This is a genomic window from Cellulomonas cellasea (assembly GCF_006538745.1).
In the GTDB taxonomy this organism is placed as follows: domain Bacteria; phylum Actinomycetota; class Actinomycetes; order Actinomycetales; family Cellulomonadaceae; genus Cellulomonas_A; species Cellulomonas_A cellasea.
The window spans coordinates 1-14,224 of the sequence record NZ_BJLR01000045.1 but is presented as its reverse complement, the minus strand read 5'-3'; the positions used below and the strand labels follow the sequence as shown (position 1 = coordinate 14,224).

11 protein-coding genes are annotated in these 14,224 nt (G+C 76.9%); all 11 read right to left on the bottom strand.

The genetic code is table 11. The features are described 5' to 3' along the window. Nucleotides 1-74 precede the first annotated feature (74 nt). On the bottom strand, nt 75-1,241 hold the full coding sequence (locus CCE01nite_RS20680) for a glycosyltransferase family 4 protein (RefSeq protein WP_034626861.1): 1,167 nt from the start codon (nt 1,239-1,241) through the stop codon (nt 75-77). Continuing rightward, complete coding sequence (gene murJ / locus CCE01nite_RS20675) at nt 1,238-2,899, bottom strand: murein biosynthesis integral membrane protein MurJ (protein WP_034626925.1); 1,662 nt, start codon at nt 2,897-2,899, stop codon at nt 1,238-1,240. Before murJ ends, CCE01nite_RS20680 begins: the two co-directional genes overlap by 4 nt. Then, nucleotides 2,896-3,789 (bottom strand): hypothetical protein, encoded by an 894-nt coding sequence (locus CCE01nite_RS20670; RefSeq protein ID WP_034626855.1) that lies wholly within the window; start codon nt 3,787-3,789, stop codon nt 2,896-2,898. The genes murJ and CCE01nite_RS20670 overlap by 4 nt, the downstream gene beginning before the upstream one ends. Further along, nucleotides 3,786-4,817, bottom strand: coding sequence for a copper transporter (locus CCE01nite_RS20665; RefSeq protein ID WP_034626850.1), 1,032 nt, complete (start codon nt 4,815-4,817; stop codon nt 3,786-3,788). Before CCE01nite_RS20665 ends, CCE01nite_RS20670 begins: the two co-directional genes overlap by 4 nt. Before the next feature lie 37 nt (nt 4,818-4,854). Beyond that, nucleotides 4,855-6,045 (bottom strand): putative cytokinetic ring protein SteA, encoded by a 1,191-nt coding sequence (steA, locus tag CCE01nite_RS20660; protein ID WP_034626846.1) that lies wholly within the window; start codon nt 6,043-6,045, stop codon nt 4,855-4,857. Between the two features lie 6 nt (nt 6,046-6,051). Then, nucleotides 6,052-7,788 (bottom strand): DNA repair protein RecN, encoded by a 1,737-nt coding sequence (recN, locus tag CCE01nite_RS20655; protein WP_034626842.1) that lies wholly within the window; start codon nt 7,786-7,788, stop codon nt 6,052-6,054. A 2-nt stretch (nt 7,789-7,790) separates the two neighbouring features. Beyond that, nucleotides 7,791-8,687, bottom strand: a complete 897-nt coding sequence (locus CCE01nite_RS20650; protein WP_034626838.1) for an NAD kinase — start codon at nt 8,685-8,687, stop codon at nt 7,791-7,793. Beyond that, nucleotides 8,684-9,595 carry a TlyA family RNA methyltransferase gene (locus tag CCE01nite_RS20645; protein ID WP_141372955.1) on the bottom strand — a complete coding sequence of 304 codons (912 nt, stop codon included), beginning with the start codon at nt 9,593-9,595 and terminating at the stop codon, nt 8,684-8,686. Before CCE01nite_RS20645 ends, CCE01nite_RS20650 begins: the two co-directional genes overlap by 4 nt. 2 nt (nt 9,596-9,597) lie before the next feature. Then, a complete protein-coding gene (locus CCE01nite_RS20640; protein ID WP_141372954.1) occupies nt 9,598-9,894 on the bottom strand; it encodes a hypothetical protein in 297 nt (98 codons plus the stop codon). Between the two features lie 62 nt (nt 9,895-9,956). Beyond that, complete coding sequence (locus CCE01nite_RS20635; RefSeq protein ID WP_034626831.1) at nt 9,957-11,009, bottom strand: HAD-IIA family hydrolase; 1,053 nt, start codon at nt 11,007-11,009, stop codon at nt 9,957-9,959. After that, the gene (locus CCE01nite_RS22455; RefSeq protein WP_281282418.1) at nt 11,006-12,199 is read right to left on the bottom strand and encodes a hypothetical protein; all 1,194 of its coding nucleotides are present in this window, start codon (nt 12,197-12,199) and stop codon (nt 11,006-11,008) included. The genes CCE01nite_RS20635 and CCE01nite_RS22455 overlap by 4 nt, the downstream gene beginning before the upstream one ends. Nucleotides 12,200-14,224 lie beyond the last annotated feature (2,025 nt).

Here is a 14,224-nt window from a genome sequence, read left to right as displayed (position 1 = left end):
ACCCGACGCGGGCGCCAGACCCGGACGGGCGGTCGGCGCGTCCCCGACGGGCGGCAGGGTGGGTCCGACGGGCGTCAGCGGTGAGGGCCTGGCGGGCGGTGGCGGGCGCCGCCGTCGGAGCCCCCCGCGTCGAACCCGTAGACCCGCACGAGCTGGGCGACGACCTGCGCGACGTCGGGCAGCTCGGCCGACCGTGCCGACGCCGCCGCGCGGAGCTCCTCGCGCCGCCCGTCGTCCGACAGCACCGCGCGGACCGCCTCCGCGAGCCGCTCCGCCGACCCGACCGGGACCAGCACCGCGGCGTCGCCCGTCACCTCACGCGTGCCCCCGGCATCGGTCGCGACGACGGCCGCGCCGACGCGCAGGGCCTCCTGGACCGCGATCGGCTGGCCCTCCCAGACCGCGGTCGAGACCACGACGTCCGCGGCGGCGAGCAGGTCCGGCACGTCGTGGCGCCGACCCAGCAGCCGGACGGGGAGGTCCTCGCCGCGCACGCGCGCTGCCAGGGCGGGCTCGAGCGGACCGTCCCCCGCCACGACCCACACGAGCGGGAGCGCGGCGCGCAGGAGCCCGGCTGCGTCGAGCAGCGTGTCGAGCCCCTTCTGCGGGGCCAGGCGCGCGACGGTGACGGCGAGCGCGGCACCGTCGGGCACGCCGAGGTCCGCCCGGACGTCCTCGCGCGACCGCCCGGGCGGCGGGGTCGTCGGCGCGGGCACGAGCGCGCGCTCGGCGCGTCGGGCACCACGAGCACCGGCGCGCGCCACGAGGTCGCCCGAGACGCCGAGCACGACGTCCGCGCCGCGCGTCACGACGATCTCGAGCACGCCGGACACCACGCGGACCGCGCGCCCGCCCACGGGCAGGTTGTGCAGGGTCACGACCGACCGGGGCCGGACGCCGCGCGGCAGCGTCCGTGCCGCGAGCACCGCGAGCGCCCCGGCGCGCAGGCCGTGCGCGTGCAGCACCCCGGCCTCGCGCACGAGCCGCCGCAGCTCGAGGACGGCGCGTGCGTCGGCGGGACGCGGGCGGTCGGTGATCTCGACGGCGCGGAACGCCACGGCGTCGGTGCCCGTGCCGGTCCCGGGCAGGACGGTTGCCTTGACGGCCGCCGGCCCCACGACCTGGACCTGCAGCCCGTCGAGCTCGTCGCCGCCCGCGGACAGCGCGGACGCGATCTGGGCCACGTGGCGCGCGACCCCGCCGGCGCTCGACCCGAGCACCTGGACGACCCGTCGGCTCATGCACCTCTCCCGTCGTTCGTCGTGCGTGCGGACCGCGCGGCCCCGCGGACGTCGAGCGAGCGCAGGATCCCGCGGTCGAGCCCGAGCACCACACAGGCGGCGAGCACGAGCGCGACGACGCCTCCCCCGGCGCCCGCCGTGAGCCCCGCGACGACGCCGTCCCCCACGAGGGCGAGCACGCCGTCGGCCACGAGGCGGCCCAGGACCCCGCCGACCACGCCGCCGAGGGCGAGCACGAGCAGCGTGCGCGCGACGCCGTGCAGCGCGTCCCGCCCGGCGGCCCGGCGCAGCTCGACCAGCAGGGCCGCACCCGCGACGAGCATCCCGACCGCGTTGCCGGCACCGAGCGCGAGCAGGGTCGCCGGCGTCTGGCGGTCGGGGACCACGAGCAGGCAGGCGACGAGCGAGGCCACGACGACGACGAGCCAGCCGAGCGCCGCGGCACGCACCGCCGCCCTGCCGCGGTCGAGCGCGTAGAGCGCGCGCGAGACGTGGAACAGCAGCGCGTAGCCCAGCAGCCCCGGCGCCATCCAGCTGAGCGCCGGGCTCATCGCGGCGAGCAGCTCCGGGTCGCCCTCGTCGGCGACCCCGACGAACAGGCTCGCGACCGCGGGGGCGGCCGCGACGAGGGCCGCTGCCCCGAGACCCGACGCGACCAGCACCGCGCGGGTCGTCTGCGCCGCGAGGCGAGCGAAGCCGTCACGGTCGGCCTCGCTCGCACGCTGGGCGAGGCGCGGGAACGTCGCCGTGGCGAGCGGCACCGCGAGCACCGCGTACGGCAGCACGTAGACGGCCTGCACGTACAGGAAGACGGCGGGTGTGCCCTCCGGTCCGGCGGTCGCGAGCGCGAGCACCACGAGCACGGCGCCCTGCTGCGCGACGAGCGCGCCGACGCCCGCGAACGCGAGACGGCGCACGTGCGCGGCGACGCCCTCGGGGAACCGCAGCGTCGGACGTAGTCGGACGCCCGAGCGCCACACCGGGACCAGCAGCGGCAGGCTCATCGCCGCGACACCGGCGGTCGTGCCCCACGCGAGCCACCCGAGCGCCGCGCCGGGCACCGCCGACGGGTCGGTCCCCTCGCCACCGGCGAGCGCCCCGTACGCGAAGTACGCGACGAGCACGACGAGGCTCGACAGGACCGGCACGAACGCGGGCCAGAAGAACCTGCGCTGCGCCTGCAGCACGCCCGCGAGCGCCACGGCCACGCCGTAGAGCGGCACCTGCACGGCGAACACGACGACGAAGAACCGGACGAGGTCCTCCTGGCCGGGGTCGTCCGACAGGTCCGCCACGACACGGGCGACGGGGCCGGCCAGGAGCGCCAGCAGGACGCCGAGCGGCACGAGCACGAGCAGGACCCAGCCCAGCACCGCGGACGCGATCCGGTCGACGTCCTCGCGCGCGCCGCGGGCGAGCGGTCCGGCGAGGACCGGGACGAGCGCGCCGGCGAGCGCGCCGCCGGCCGCGACCTCGAAGATGACGTTCGGCAGCGTGTTCGCCGCCGCGTACGCGCCCGCGACCGAGTCCGCGCCGACGTTGCCCGCGAGCGCGAACGTCCGCGCGAAGCCCAGCAGCCGGCTGAGCACGGTCACGACCGCGATCATCGCCGCCGCCCCGGCCAGCCCGGCGACGAGCGCCCGGAGCCGCGGGCTCACGCGCCGGTGCCCTCGACCCGGACGGGAGCCGCCGGCCGCCGTCCCCACGCGTCGACCTCCCGCAGCACGGGCGTGCGGGCGATGACCTCGGTGAAGCTGATGCGCTCGCTCGCGAGCGTGAGGGCCACCAGCCCGGCCAGCACGCCGCAGCGCACCGGGCGGCTCGCCTCGAGTACCACGGCCGTGCCGAGCGCGGCGCCGAGCGCGTTGGCCCCGCCGTCACCGAGCATGTCGCGCTCGGCGAGGTCGGCCTCGAGCCCGGCCGCCGCGGTGCCGAGGACCGCCGCGGCGAGCCCCGCACCGGGGCCGCCCGCGAGCACGACCGGCGCCGCCACGATGCCGACGGCCTTGAGCGCGCGCCCGGGCCGCAGGTCGAGCAGGTTGACGAGGTTGGCCGAGGCGGCGACGAGCGCGCCGGACACGAGCACGTCGAGGCCCCAGCCGCCGGGCGACCGCCGAGAGCCGTCCGAGCCGCGCACCGGGGTCGCGATCGCGGCCGCGAGCACCGCACCGGCGCCGATCCCGAGGACCTTGAGCCCGCCCGTCGTCACGCGCCCGCGCGCGAGGGCGCCGAGGTGACCCCGCAGGCCCTTGGTGCGCTCGGTCGTGTCCTCCGTCAGGTCGTCGACCACGCCGAACGACGCCGCCGTGCCGGTCGCGACCGTCGCCGCGAGCGCGCTCCGCACGCTGCCCGCCCCGACCACGCCCCCGACGAGCGCGCCCGCGGCGGCCGCCGGTCCGGCGAGCATGCTCACGGGCTCGCCGCGGTGGTTGGTGCGCGTCCAGCGCGCGGTCCCGCCCGGGACCTCGTCGAGCAGCCCGCGGGCCACGAGGGTCGCGGACGCCGCGCCGACGGCCCCGAGCACCCGGCGCAGCGGCCCGACCGTCATCCGCCGTTCCCGGCGGCGTTCGGGTCGGTCGGCGCCACCGAGGTGGGCGTGCGGTCGACGGGCGCGAGCACGACGGGCTGCGGGAGCACGGTCTGCTCCTCGCCGAAGCCGTAGTGGTCCGTCGTCCCGCCGATGCGTGCGTTGAGCGCGAGCGCGACGGAGATCTGACCGGGGGCCTGGTCGGTGCCCGTGACGGTCGTGAGCCGGTCCGCGAGCTCGGGGTCCGCGAGCACCGCGTCGGTGAGCGTCGCGGCGTCGCGCGGGGCGTCCGCGAGCACGGCGCCCTCGGAGCGCTCGTGCGCCGCCTCGAGGATCGCGAGCTGTGCGGACGTCGTGGTCTCCTGCTCCTCGCCGCCGGGCGTCCCGGTCGCCGCGGCGGCCTCGTCGTACGGGCTCACGACCACCACGGCGTCCGCGGCCGTGACGACGGGCTCGGTCACCGCGATGAGCGCCTGGTCGCCCTCGTCGAGCAGGTCCAGCAGCGTCGACGCGGACTCCGAGAGCGTGTCGGGCGACGTCGGCGAGGCACCCGTCAGCCCCTGGGCGAGCGCCTGGGCGAGGATCGTCTCGTCCTGCGCGTCGTCCGCCGGCGCCGGGTTCAGGTACTGCACGAACGTGCCCGCGAGGGCCCGGCGCATGCTGCGCAGCTCCTCGTCGGTCCACACGTCCGTGACGGTCGCGTGGGCGGTCAGGGTCGCGCCCGCGTCGGTGAGCGCGGAGTCGATCGCCGCGGCGCGCTCGGGGTTGATCTCGCCGAGCTGGACGACCGCGACGCGGCGGCCCTCGAGCGTCCCGTCGACGAGCTGCGGGCCGGCCGCGCCGATCCACGACGACGAGTTCGCGAGCCGCGCCTGCGACGTCTCGAGCTCGGTGCGCAGCCCGTCCTTCTCGGCGCGCAGCGCCTCGACCTGCCCGGTGAGCGTGTCGCCGATGGTCTCCTTGAGCGGACCGGCACCCAGCGCGATGCCGACCGCGAGGGCCAGGAACACCGAGATGAGCGAGACGATGTGGTAACGGAAGTCGATCACGTGAGGATCTCTCGGTCGCAGGCGGGCGGCGTCAGGCTCATTCCTGGGGTTCCCCCACGAGCGAGCCGAGCCACGAGAACAGGTCGTCGAACCGCGCACCGGCGAGACCGGCGAGCGTCTGGCCCGCGGCGGTCGACGCTAGCGCGACGGTGAGGGCCAGGAGCCCCGCGAGCACGAGCAGCACGAGCTGCACGTTCGAGATGCGGTGGCGGTACAGGCGCGAGACACCCTTGGCGTCGACGAGCTTGCCGCCGACGCGCAGGCGCGTGAGGAACGTGCTCGCCATCCCGGAGCGGCCCTTGTCGAGGAACTCCACGAGCGTCGCGTGCGTGCCGACCGCGACGATGAGCTCGGCGCCCTTGTCGTCCGCGAGCAGCATCGCGACGTCCTCGCTCGTCCCCGTCGCCGGGAACACCACGTGGCCGACCCCGAGCTGCTCGACGCGCGCGAGGCCCGGCGCGCGCCCGTCGCGGTAGGCGTGCACCACGACCTCGGCGCCGCACAGCAGCGCGCGGTCCGAGACCGAGTCCATGTCGCCCACGATGAGGTCCGGGGTCCAGCCGGCGTCGAGGATCGCGTCGGCACCGCCGTCGACCCCGATGAGCACCGGCCGGTACTCACGGATGTACGGCCGGAGGGTGACGAGGTCCTCCTTGTAGTGGTAGCCCCGCACCACGATGAGCACCTGGCGGCCGTCGATGTCGGTGTCGATGTCGGGCACGCCGACGCCGTCGAGCAGCAGGTCGCGCTCGCGCCGCAGGTAGTCCATGGTGTTCGCCGCGAACGACTCGAGCTGGACGGACAGCCCGGCCCGCGCCTCCTCCATCGCCGCGGCCACGGTCTCCGTGGTCTGCAGCACGCCCTCGGCGATGAGCGTCTCGCCGTCGTACACCGAGCCGTCGAGCACGCGCACGGCGCGGCCCTCGGTGATCGCCATGACGTCCGGACCGAGGTCGTCGACGAGCGGGATGCCGGCCTCGAGCAGGATCTCGGGCCCGAGGTTCGGGTAGCGGCCCGACGTCGACCGTGCGGCGTTGAGCACCGCGGCGGGACTGCACGCGACGAGCGCCTCGGCCGAGACGCGGTCGATGTCCAGGTGGTCGATGACCGCGATGTCGCCGGGTCGCAGACGCTTGGTCAGCGCCTTCGTCCGGGGGTCGACTCGGGCCGGACCGCCGAGTCCGGGCTCGTCAGGCAGGGAGGCGCGCTTGCGCAGGGGAACTCTCATCGCCCGTCATCGTCCCACGCCGGAGAGCTCCAGGAGCTCAGCCGCGTGCGAGCGCGCCACCTCGGAGTCCTCCTGGCCCGAGAGCATGCGGGCGAGCTCGCGGACACGGTCGGCGCCCGTGACGGAACGCACGTCCGACTCGGTGACGACGTCGACGCCGTCGGCGTGCGACTTGGTCACCACGAGGTGCTGGTCCGCGAACGCGGCGACCTGCGCGAGGTGCGTGACGACGAGCACCTGCGAGTCCCGCGCGAGCGCCGCGAGCCGGCGGCCGACCTCGACCGCGGCCTTGCCGCCGACGCCGGCGTCGACCTCGTCGAACACGAAGGTCCCGGGCCGGTGCGCGCCCGAGCCCGGGGACGTCGCGAGCGCGACCTCGATCGCGAGCATGACGCGCGAGAGCTCACCGCCCGACGCGCCCTTGCCGAGCGGGCGTGCGGGGGCGCCGGCGTGCGGGACGAGCAGCATCTCGATGGCGTCGAGCCCGTGCGGCCCGGGCTCGGCCGCGGGAGCCACGTCGACGACGAGCCGGGCACCGGCCATCGCGAGGCCCGTGAGCTCCTCCGACACCGCGTCCGCGAGCACGCCTGCGGCCTTCTGGCGCGCCTGCGTGAGCTGCTCGCCGAGCTCCGCGAGCCGCGCGTCCAGGGCGTCGCGCTCCGCCTCGAGCTCGGCGACGCGGTCGTCCCCGCCCTCCAGCTCGAGCAGCCGGCGCCCGGAGACGTCCGCCCACGCGAGCACCTCGGCGACGTCCGCGCCGTAGCTGCGCGTGAGCGTCCCGAGCTCGGCGCGCCGGCGCTGCGCCGTCTCGAGCCGGGCCGGGTCGGCCTGGAGGTCCTGCACGTACGACGAGAGGTCGGCGGCCGCGTCGGCGATCAGGTACCCGGCCTCGGCGACGCGGGTCGCGAGCGCGCCGAGCGTCGCGTCGTGCTCGCCGACGTTCTCCAGCAGGCGGCGCGCGTGGTCGATCACGGCGCTCGCCGAGCCGTCGGCGGTCGCGTCGTCCTCGCCGACGAGCGCGGTGTGCGCCCCCGACGCGGCCGAGCGCAGGTCCTCGGCGTGCGAGAGCCGCTCGACCTCCGCGGCGAGGTCGACGTCCTCGCCGGGCTGCGGGTCGATCCGCTCGACCTCGCTCAGCCCGAGCCGCAGCAGCTCCGCCTCGCGGGCCCGGTCCTGGCTCCGCTCGACGAGCTCGGTGAGCTCCGCGGCGACCGCCTGGCGGGCGTTCCACGCCTCGCGGTACCGCTCGAGCGTCGCCGCATGCTCGGGGCCCGCGAAGGCGTCCAGCGCGGCCCGCTGACGCGACGGCGAGCGCAGCCGCGCCTGGTCCGCCTGGCCGTGCACAGTCACGAGCGCGTCCGCGAGGTCCGCGAGCACGCCCTGCGGCACGGAGCGGCCGCCGAGGAACGCGCGCGAGCGCCCCGAGCTCTCGGGCGTGGCGGCGCCGACGGTGCGCAGCACGACGAGCGTCCCGTCGTCGTCCGCCTCCGCGCCGGCGTCCTCGGCCCGCCGGAGCACGACCGAGCCCTCGGGCTCGACGATGCGGCCCTCGACGGACGCGCCGCGCTGCCCGGTGCGGACGACCGCCGGGTCGGCCTTGCCGCCCAGCAGCAGCGACAGGCCCGTGAGCACCATCGTCTTGCCCGCGCCCGTCTCGCCCGTGAGCACGGTCAGGCCGCGCCCGAGCGTGACGTGCGCGCGCCCGATGACGCCCAGGTTCTCGATCCGGATCTCCTCGAGCACGGTCAGCCCTCGTGTCCGTCGGTGGCGAGGGCTCGACGCCCTCCGTTCGGCTTCTCGCCGCGCCAGCCCTCGACGGGCAGCGCGAACTTGTTCACGAGCCGGTCCGTGAACGGCGCGTGGCTCAGGCGCGCGAGGCGCACCGGCACCGGGCTGCGGCGGACCTCGACGCGCGACCCCACGGGCAGGTCGGTGCTGCGCCGCCCGTCGCACGTGACGACCCCGCTCGCGGGCGAGCGGCCGAGGATCTCGACCGCGAGCACGCTCGACGGCCCGACGACGAGGGGGCGCGCGAACAGCGCGTGCGCCGAGAGCGGCACGAGGATCATGCCGTCGACGTCCGGCCACACGACCGGTCCCCCGGCGGAGAACGCGTGCGCGGTCGAGCCGGTGGCCGTCGCGAGCACGACCCCGTCGCACCCGAAGGACGACAACGGCCGGCCGTCGACCTCGATGACGACCTCGAGCATCCGTGCGCGGTCGCTCTTCTCGAGCGCGGCCTCGTTGAGCGCCCAGCCGACGTCGGGCGCTCCCCCGCCCGGGGTGTGCACCCGCACGTCGAGCGTCCCTCGCTCCTCGACCGTGTAGGCGCCGTCGGCGAGGCGGCGCACGGCCTCCACGATGTCCTCGCGCTCGCTCTCGGCCAGGAACCCGACGTGCCCGAGGTTGACCCCGAGCAACGGCACCCCGGTGCCGCGGGTCAGCTCCGCCGCGCGCAGGATCGTGCCGTCCCCGCCCAGGACGACCGCGAGGTCCAGGTCGTCGACGGACGGCGGGGTGCCGTCGTCGTCCGCGATCACCGGCACGAACCCGGCGGCCTTGAGCGCGCGCACGGCCTCGTCGGTCGCGGCGACCGCCTCGGCGCGACCGCCGTGCGTGACGACGAGCACGCGGCGCGTCACGGCGCACCCCCGTCCGCCACGGCGGCCTCGACGCGCCGCACGAGCTCGGAGTCGGTCAGCCCGGCCTCGGCCGACCCGGTGCGGGGGTGGCCAGCCTGGGCCGTGGTCGTGCTGCTCCGGGTGCCGGACGCCTCGGCGTGCCCAGCGGCCCCGTCGGGCTCGCCAACGCGGTGCAGCCACACGAAGAACTCGACGTTCCCGCTCGGCCCCGGCAGCGGGCTCGCGCAGACGTCGACGACGCGCAGCCCGAGCGCGACCGCGGCGCGCGCGACGGTCAGGACGGCCTCGGCGCGCAGCCCGGGGTCGCGCACGACACCGCCCGAACCGAGCCGCTCGCGGCCGACCTCGAACTGCGGCTTGACCATGACGACGAGGTCCGCGCCGTCAGCGGCCACGCCGGCGAGCGCCGGGAGCACGAGCGTCAGCGAGATGAACGAGAGGTCCGCGACCACGAGCTCCGGCGGCGGCACCAGGTCCCCGGGCCCGAGGGTGCGGACGTTGACACCCTCGCGCGACTCGACGCGCGGGTCGGTGCGCAGTGCCTCGACGAGCTGACCGTGCCCGACGTCGACGGCCGCGACGCTGCGGGCGCCGCGCCGCAGCAGCACGTCGGTGAACCCGCCCGTGCTCGCGCCCGCATCGAGGCACACCCGGTCCTCGACGCGCAGGCCCGCGGGGACCCACCGGTCGAGCGCGCCCGCGAGCTTGTGACCCGCGCGGGAGGCGTACCCGGGGTCGTCGGCGGCGGACACGGTCACCGACTGCTCGTCCCTCAGCGCCGTGGCGCTGCGGGAGGTCGGCACACCGTCGACGGTGACCCGCCCGGCCGCGATCAGCTCACCCGCGTGGCGGCGCGAGCGCGCCAGCCCGCGGCGCACCAGCTCGAGGTCCAGACGTGCGGTCGTCACGCTCAGCCCTCGGTGTCCGCGAGGCGGTCCTGCAGCGCGGTGTGCACGCCGTCGAACACGGCGACGTGCTCGCGCAGGGGCGCCTCGTCGAGCGTCGCGAGCAGCGTGAGCGCCTCGTCGACCGCGTGGTCGCCGGTCCCGCCGTCGGCCGTGGCCGAGCCGTCCTCGCCGTCGCGCTCCTCCGCGGCCGCCCGGGCGGTGCGGACGCTCGCGGGCGTCGGGCCTGCGGGTGCTCCACCGGCGAACGCCGCGGCGGACGGCAGCGGCACCGCGCGCGCCGTGTCGACGTGCTCGTCCATGTCCGTCCTCCCGTCGTCGTCGCACCGCGTCGCCTGACGCGCCACCCCGGACCGGGGACACGCTACCTTCCGGCGCTGACCTCGCCCGGTTCCCCCACACCCAGGTCCGGCACCGAGCCCGCATCCAGCGTGAGACCGGAGTCGACGGCGTCCCACGCCGCCGCGCACGCCGCACGCACGAGGTCGACCACATCATCCCCCGGCTCCGGCGCGCGGTGCAGGTCGAGGCGCCCGTCCACGACGCGTGCGGCGGCCCCCCGGCAGACCCACCACCCCTCCGCCGAGCGCTCGGGCAGCGGGTGCGGCTCGAGGAGCGAGCGCAGGTCGGCGCCGATGAAGTGCGGCCGCTCGCCCGGGGCGGCCAGGACGTCGTCCCGGGCCGAGCTCACGCCCGTCAGGACGTGCAGCCCTGGTATGTCCCCGGCGCGGGCCCCGGCCAGGTCGGTGTCGAGACGGTCACCGATGACGAGCGGCGACGACGCCCCCGCACGGGCGATCGCCATGCGGTACATGTCCGGGGACGGCTTGCCCGCGCTGTCCGGCGTGACCCCCGTCGCCGCGCGCACCGCGCCGACGAGCGAGCCGTTGCCCGGGGCGAACCCGCGCGCGGTCGGCAGGCTGAGGTCGAGGTTGCTCGCGACGTGCCACGCACCGCGCTGCACCGCGTACGCCGCCTCGGCGAGCTGAGCCCACCCGAGGTCGGGCGCGAACCCCTGCGCGACGGCAGCGGGCTCGTCGTCCGCCGACTCCACGACCGTGTAGCCCGCGGCGGTCACGGCGGTGACCAGCCCGGCTCCGCCGACGACGAGCACCTTCGCCCCCTGCGGCAGCCGCGTGCGCAGCATCTCCGCCGCGGCCTGCGCCGCGGTCATGACCTCGCCCGGCTCCGCGGGGATCCCCAGCCCCGTGAGCTGCTCGGCCACGGACTCCGGCTCGCGCGAGGCGTTGTTCGTCACGAACACGAGCCGCAGCCCGCGCAGCCGCGCGCCCGCCAGCCCTTCCGCTGCGCCGACGATCGGCTCGTGGCCGCGGTACGCGACCCCGTCGAGGTCCACGAGCGCCAGGTCGTGCGCCTCCGCGAGCGGGACGTCGCTCCCGAGCAGCCCGCGGCTCACGCGTCCCCCTCGCGCTCGGGCTCGTCGGCCCCGGTGTCGGTCGCGACCGCCGCTCCTCCGTCGGGAGCCTGGTCCGCACCGTCCACCGTGCCACCGTCCGGCACGTCCTCGCCGTCGACCTCGCCCTCGCCCGAGTTCCCGTCGGCCCCGTCCGCGTCGTCGGCCTCATCCATGCTGTCGGTCTCATCCGTGCTGTCTGTCTTGTCCGGGCCGTCGGTCCCGTCGGTCCCGTCGGTTCGGTCGGTTCCGTCGGTCTCGTCGGCCCCAACGGTCTCGCCGGTCTCGCCGGTCTCGTCGGTCCCGTCGGCCCCAACGGTCTCGTCGGCCCCAACGGTCTCGTTGGTTCCGTCGGTTCCGTCGGTTCCGTCGGTTTCGCCGGTCCCGTCAGTTCCGTCGGTCCCGCCAGTCTCGCCGGCACGATCGACAGCGACGCGCTCGTCGGACCCGTCGGCGTCCTGGTCCCCCTCGTCGATGCGGCTCGCAGCGGGGTGCTCGTCCGCGGGGCCGCCGGCAGCAGAGCGGCCGTCCGCGGCGCCAGACTCGCTGCCCGCGGGCGCGTCCTCGTCCTCGTCGAGGTCGAAGACGACGACATCGTCCTCCTCCTCGTCCGCGGCGCCCGACGCCTCGTCGAGCTGGGACTGCGTGTACCCCGCGAGCACGTCGCGCGCCTCGTCGTGACGCCCCGCGGCCTCGTACGCCGCGGCGAGCGCCTGGGCGACGCGGACGGCCACGACGCCCGACGCGTCCCGCACGGCAGGAGCGCGCAGCACGGCGATCGCCGCCTCGGGCTCACCGAGGTCGAGCCGCGCACCGCTCACGACGATCGCGAGCTCGAGGGACTCGGCGGGCGTGAGGCCCTCCGCCTCGGGGCTCGCGGCGAGCACGAGCGCCCGCTCGGGACGTCCGAGCCCTCGCTCGCAGTCGGCCATGATCGCCAGGTGCTCCGACGAGCCGTTGAGCCGGCGCACGGTCCGCAGCTCACGCAGCGCCTCGGCGAACCGTCCGGTGCGGTACGCCGCCAGACCGGCCGCCTCCCGCACCACGTCGACGCGCCCGGCACGGCGCACCGCGGCCTGGGCGTGCTCGTACGCCAGCTCGGGGTCGGAGTCCAGCAGCCGCCCGGTCATGACCAGGTGGAGGCCGACGTTCTCCGCGTTCTCCTTGCTCAGCGTGCGCAGCCGCGCGCGCACGGCCCGGTCGAGGTCCGAGAAGGCGATGTCCTCCGGCAGCTCGGGCGCGGGTACGCGGTCCGGCTGCGGCGGACGGGTCGGCCGACGGTCGTCGTCCCCGAACCTGCTCGACGGCTCGTCCCCGCGACCCCACGGGCGTGCGGCACCGGGCCGCTCCCCGCCAGGACGCCCCGGACGGTCACCACCGAAGCGGTCGGACCGCACGCCGGACGGCCGGGCCGTCCGGTCGGCCGACGGGCGCGCCGGCCGGTCCGTCCCCGGACGCCCGCGATCGGCACTCCCGGACCTGTCCTCGAACCGCCCGCCCCGCTCGGCACCCGCCCCGTACGAGGGCCGCTCACCGCGCGACGGCCGCTCACCGTACGACGAACGCTCCTCGCGCGCCGCGTACGGACGCTCGCCCGCGGGCCGCTGCCCGCGCTCGCTGCGCGACGAACCCTCCTCGCGCGCCGCGTACGGGCGCTCGCCCGCAGGTCGCTGCCCGCGCTCACCGGACCACCCACGCTCGCCTGAGCGCCCGCGGTCCTCGAACCGCGGACGGTCGTCGGACCGTGCCCGGTCGCCCGTGCGTGCACTCTCCGCACCCGACCGGTCGCCTGCAGCCCGCGCGGCACGGTCGTCCGAGCCGTGGGCGGCGTTGCGCGACGAGAAGCCCCCGCTGCTCGCCTGACCGGCACGAGGGGCGGCGCCGTACGAGCGTGCGCCGGACGCCCGCTCCCCCGGTGCACCGCTCGGCCGACGATCACGGTCCCCACCGGCACCCGCCGACGAGGGTCGCTGGCCGTACGGTCGGTCCTGGCCGCGATCCGCTCGCTGACCGGCACCGGCTCCGTATGCCGGACGCTCCCCCGTCCCGCGCTGCGGTCCACGAGCCTGCTCGTCGCGCGGTCGCTCGTAGCCGCGGTCGCTCCCGCGCGTGGCGCCGGCGCCCGATCCGCTCTGCCCGAACGTCCGACGGTCACCCTGCTGCGGGCGGTCCGTGCGGCCGCCCGCGACACGCGGTCCCCCGCCCGAGCCTGACCCGTACGACCGGGGCCCGGCGCCGGAGGAACGCTGCGGACGGTCGTCGCCGGAGCGGGCCGGCCCCGAGTCTCCACGCGGAGACCAGGAGCGTTCGCCGGAGCCACGGTCCGGACGGACGTACCGTTCGCTCGAGCCGCCGGCCGCACCGGCACCCCCGGCGCCGCGCGAACCGGCACCCGAACCGAACGACCGCGCGCCGCCAGGACGATCACCCGCGGGACGCTGATCACGGTCACCGGCGCCGCGCCACGAGGATCCGCGCGAGCGCGCAGAGTCGGGGAACCGCGACGGACCGCTGTCACGTCGCGACTGCCCCGCGCCGGCAGCGCCGGCACGCTCGCCGGCGGACGACTGCCGCCCCCAAGGCCGCTCCCCGCGCGCATCAGATCCACGGTCCGGGCGATCGCCGCGGCCGTAGCCCCCGGGCCCGCCGGTCGTCGAGGACGTGCGCGCGGGACGGTCCGTGCTGAACGGACGCTCCGGTCGCCCGGTCGCGGGCCGGAAAGGGCGCGACGACCGGTCATCGCGTGCACCGCGACCCGGGGCTACACGGTCGTCCCGCCCAGCTCCGCTCGGAGCAGACCCCTCGCGACGATCACCGGTCGGTCGACCAGCAGCGCCGTACGGACCATCGCCTCGCCCGCCCGCACCACCCGCGGGCCTGCCTGCGGAACGCGGGCCACCGGTCGCCGACCCGCCGAACGGGCGGCCACCGCCGGAGCCGGCACCCTGGGGCCGCTGTGCTCCGCGGCCGCCGGTGCGGTCGCGGTCCGAGCCTCGGCTGCGATCGTCGCTGTTCATCTATGGACTTCCCCTCATCGGACTGCAGACGCTCATGATCGCACCCGCGGCGCGACCGGGCCACACAGCGCGACCGGCTCGCGATTCCGCCGCGCTCGCCTCAGAGGGGCGCGGGTCGCCGATGCGGTCGTGCGGGTGGTGGATGCTCGAGGACCCCTGCGGCCGACGGCCTGCAGCGACATCGAACATGAATGGTCAGGG

Bases quoted from the DNA above. Each gene is read 5' to 3' on its own strand.
- CCE01nite_RS20670 (WP_034626855.1), bottom strand. From the start codon at position 3,789: ATGACGGTCGGGCCGCTGCGCCGGGTGCTCGGGGCCGTCGGCGCGGCG.
- steA (WP_034626846.1), bottom strand. From the start codon at position 6,045: ATGAGAGTTCCCCTGCGCAAGCGCGCCTCCCTGCCTGACGAGCCCGGA.
- CCE01nite_RS20640 (WP_141372954.1), bottom strand. From the start codon at position 9,894: ATGGACGAGCACGTCGACACGGCGCGCGCGGTGCCGCTGCCGTCCGCC.
- CCE01nite_RS20680 (WP_034626861.1), bottom strand. From the start codon at position 1,241: ATGAGCCGACGGGTCGTCCAGGTGCTCGGGTCGAGCGCCGGCGGGGTC.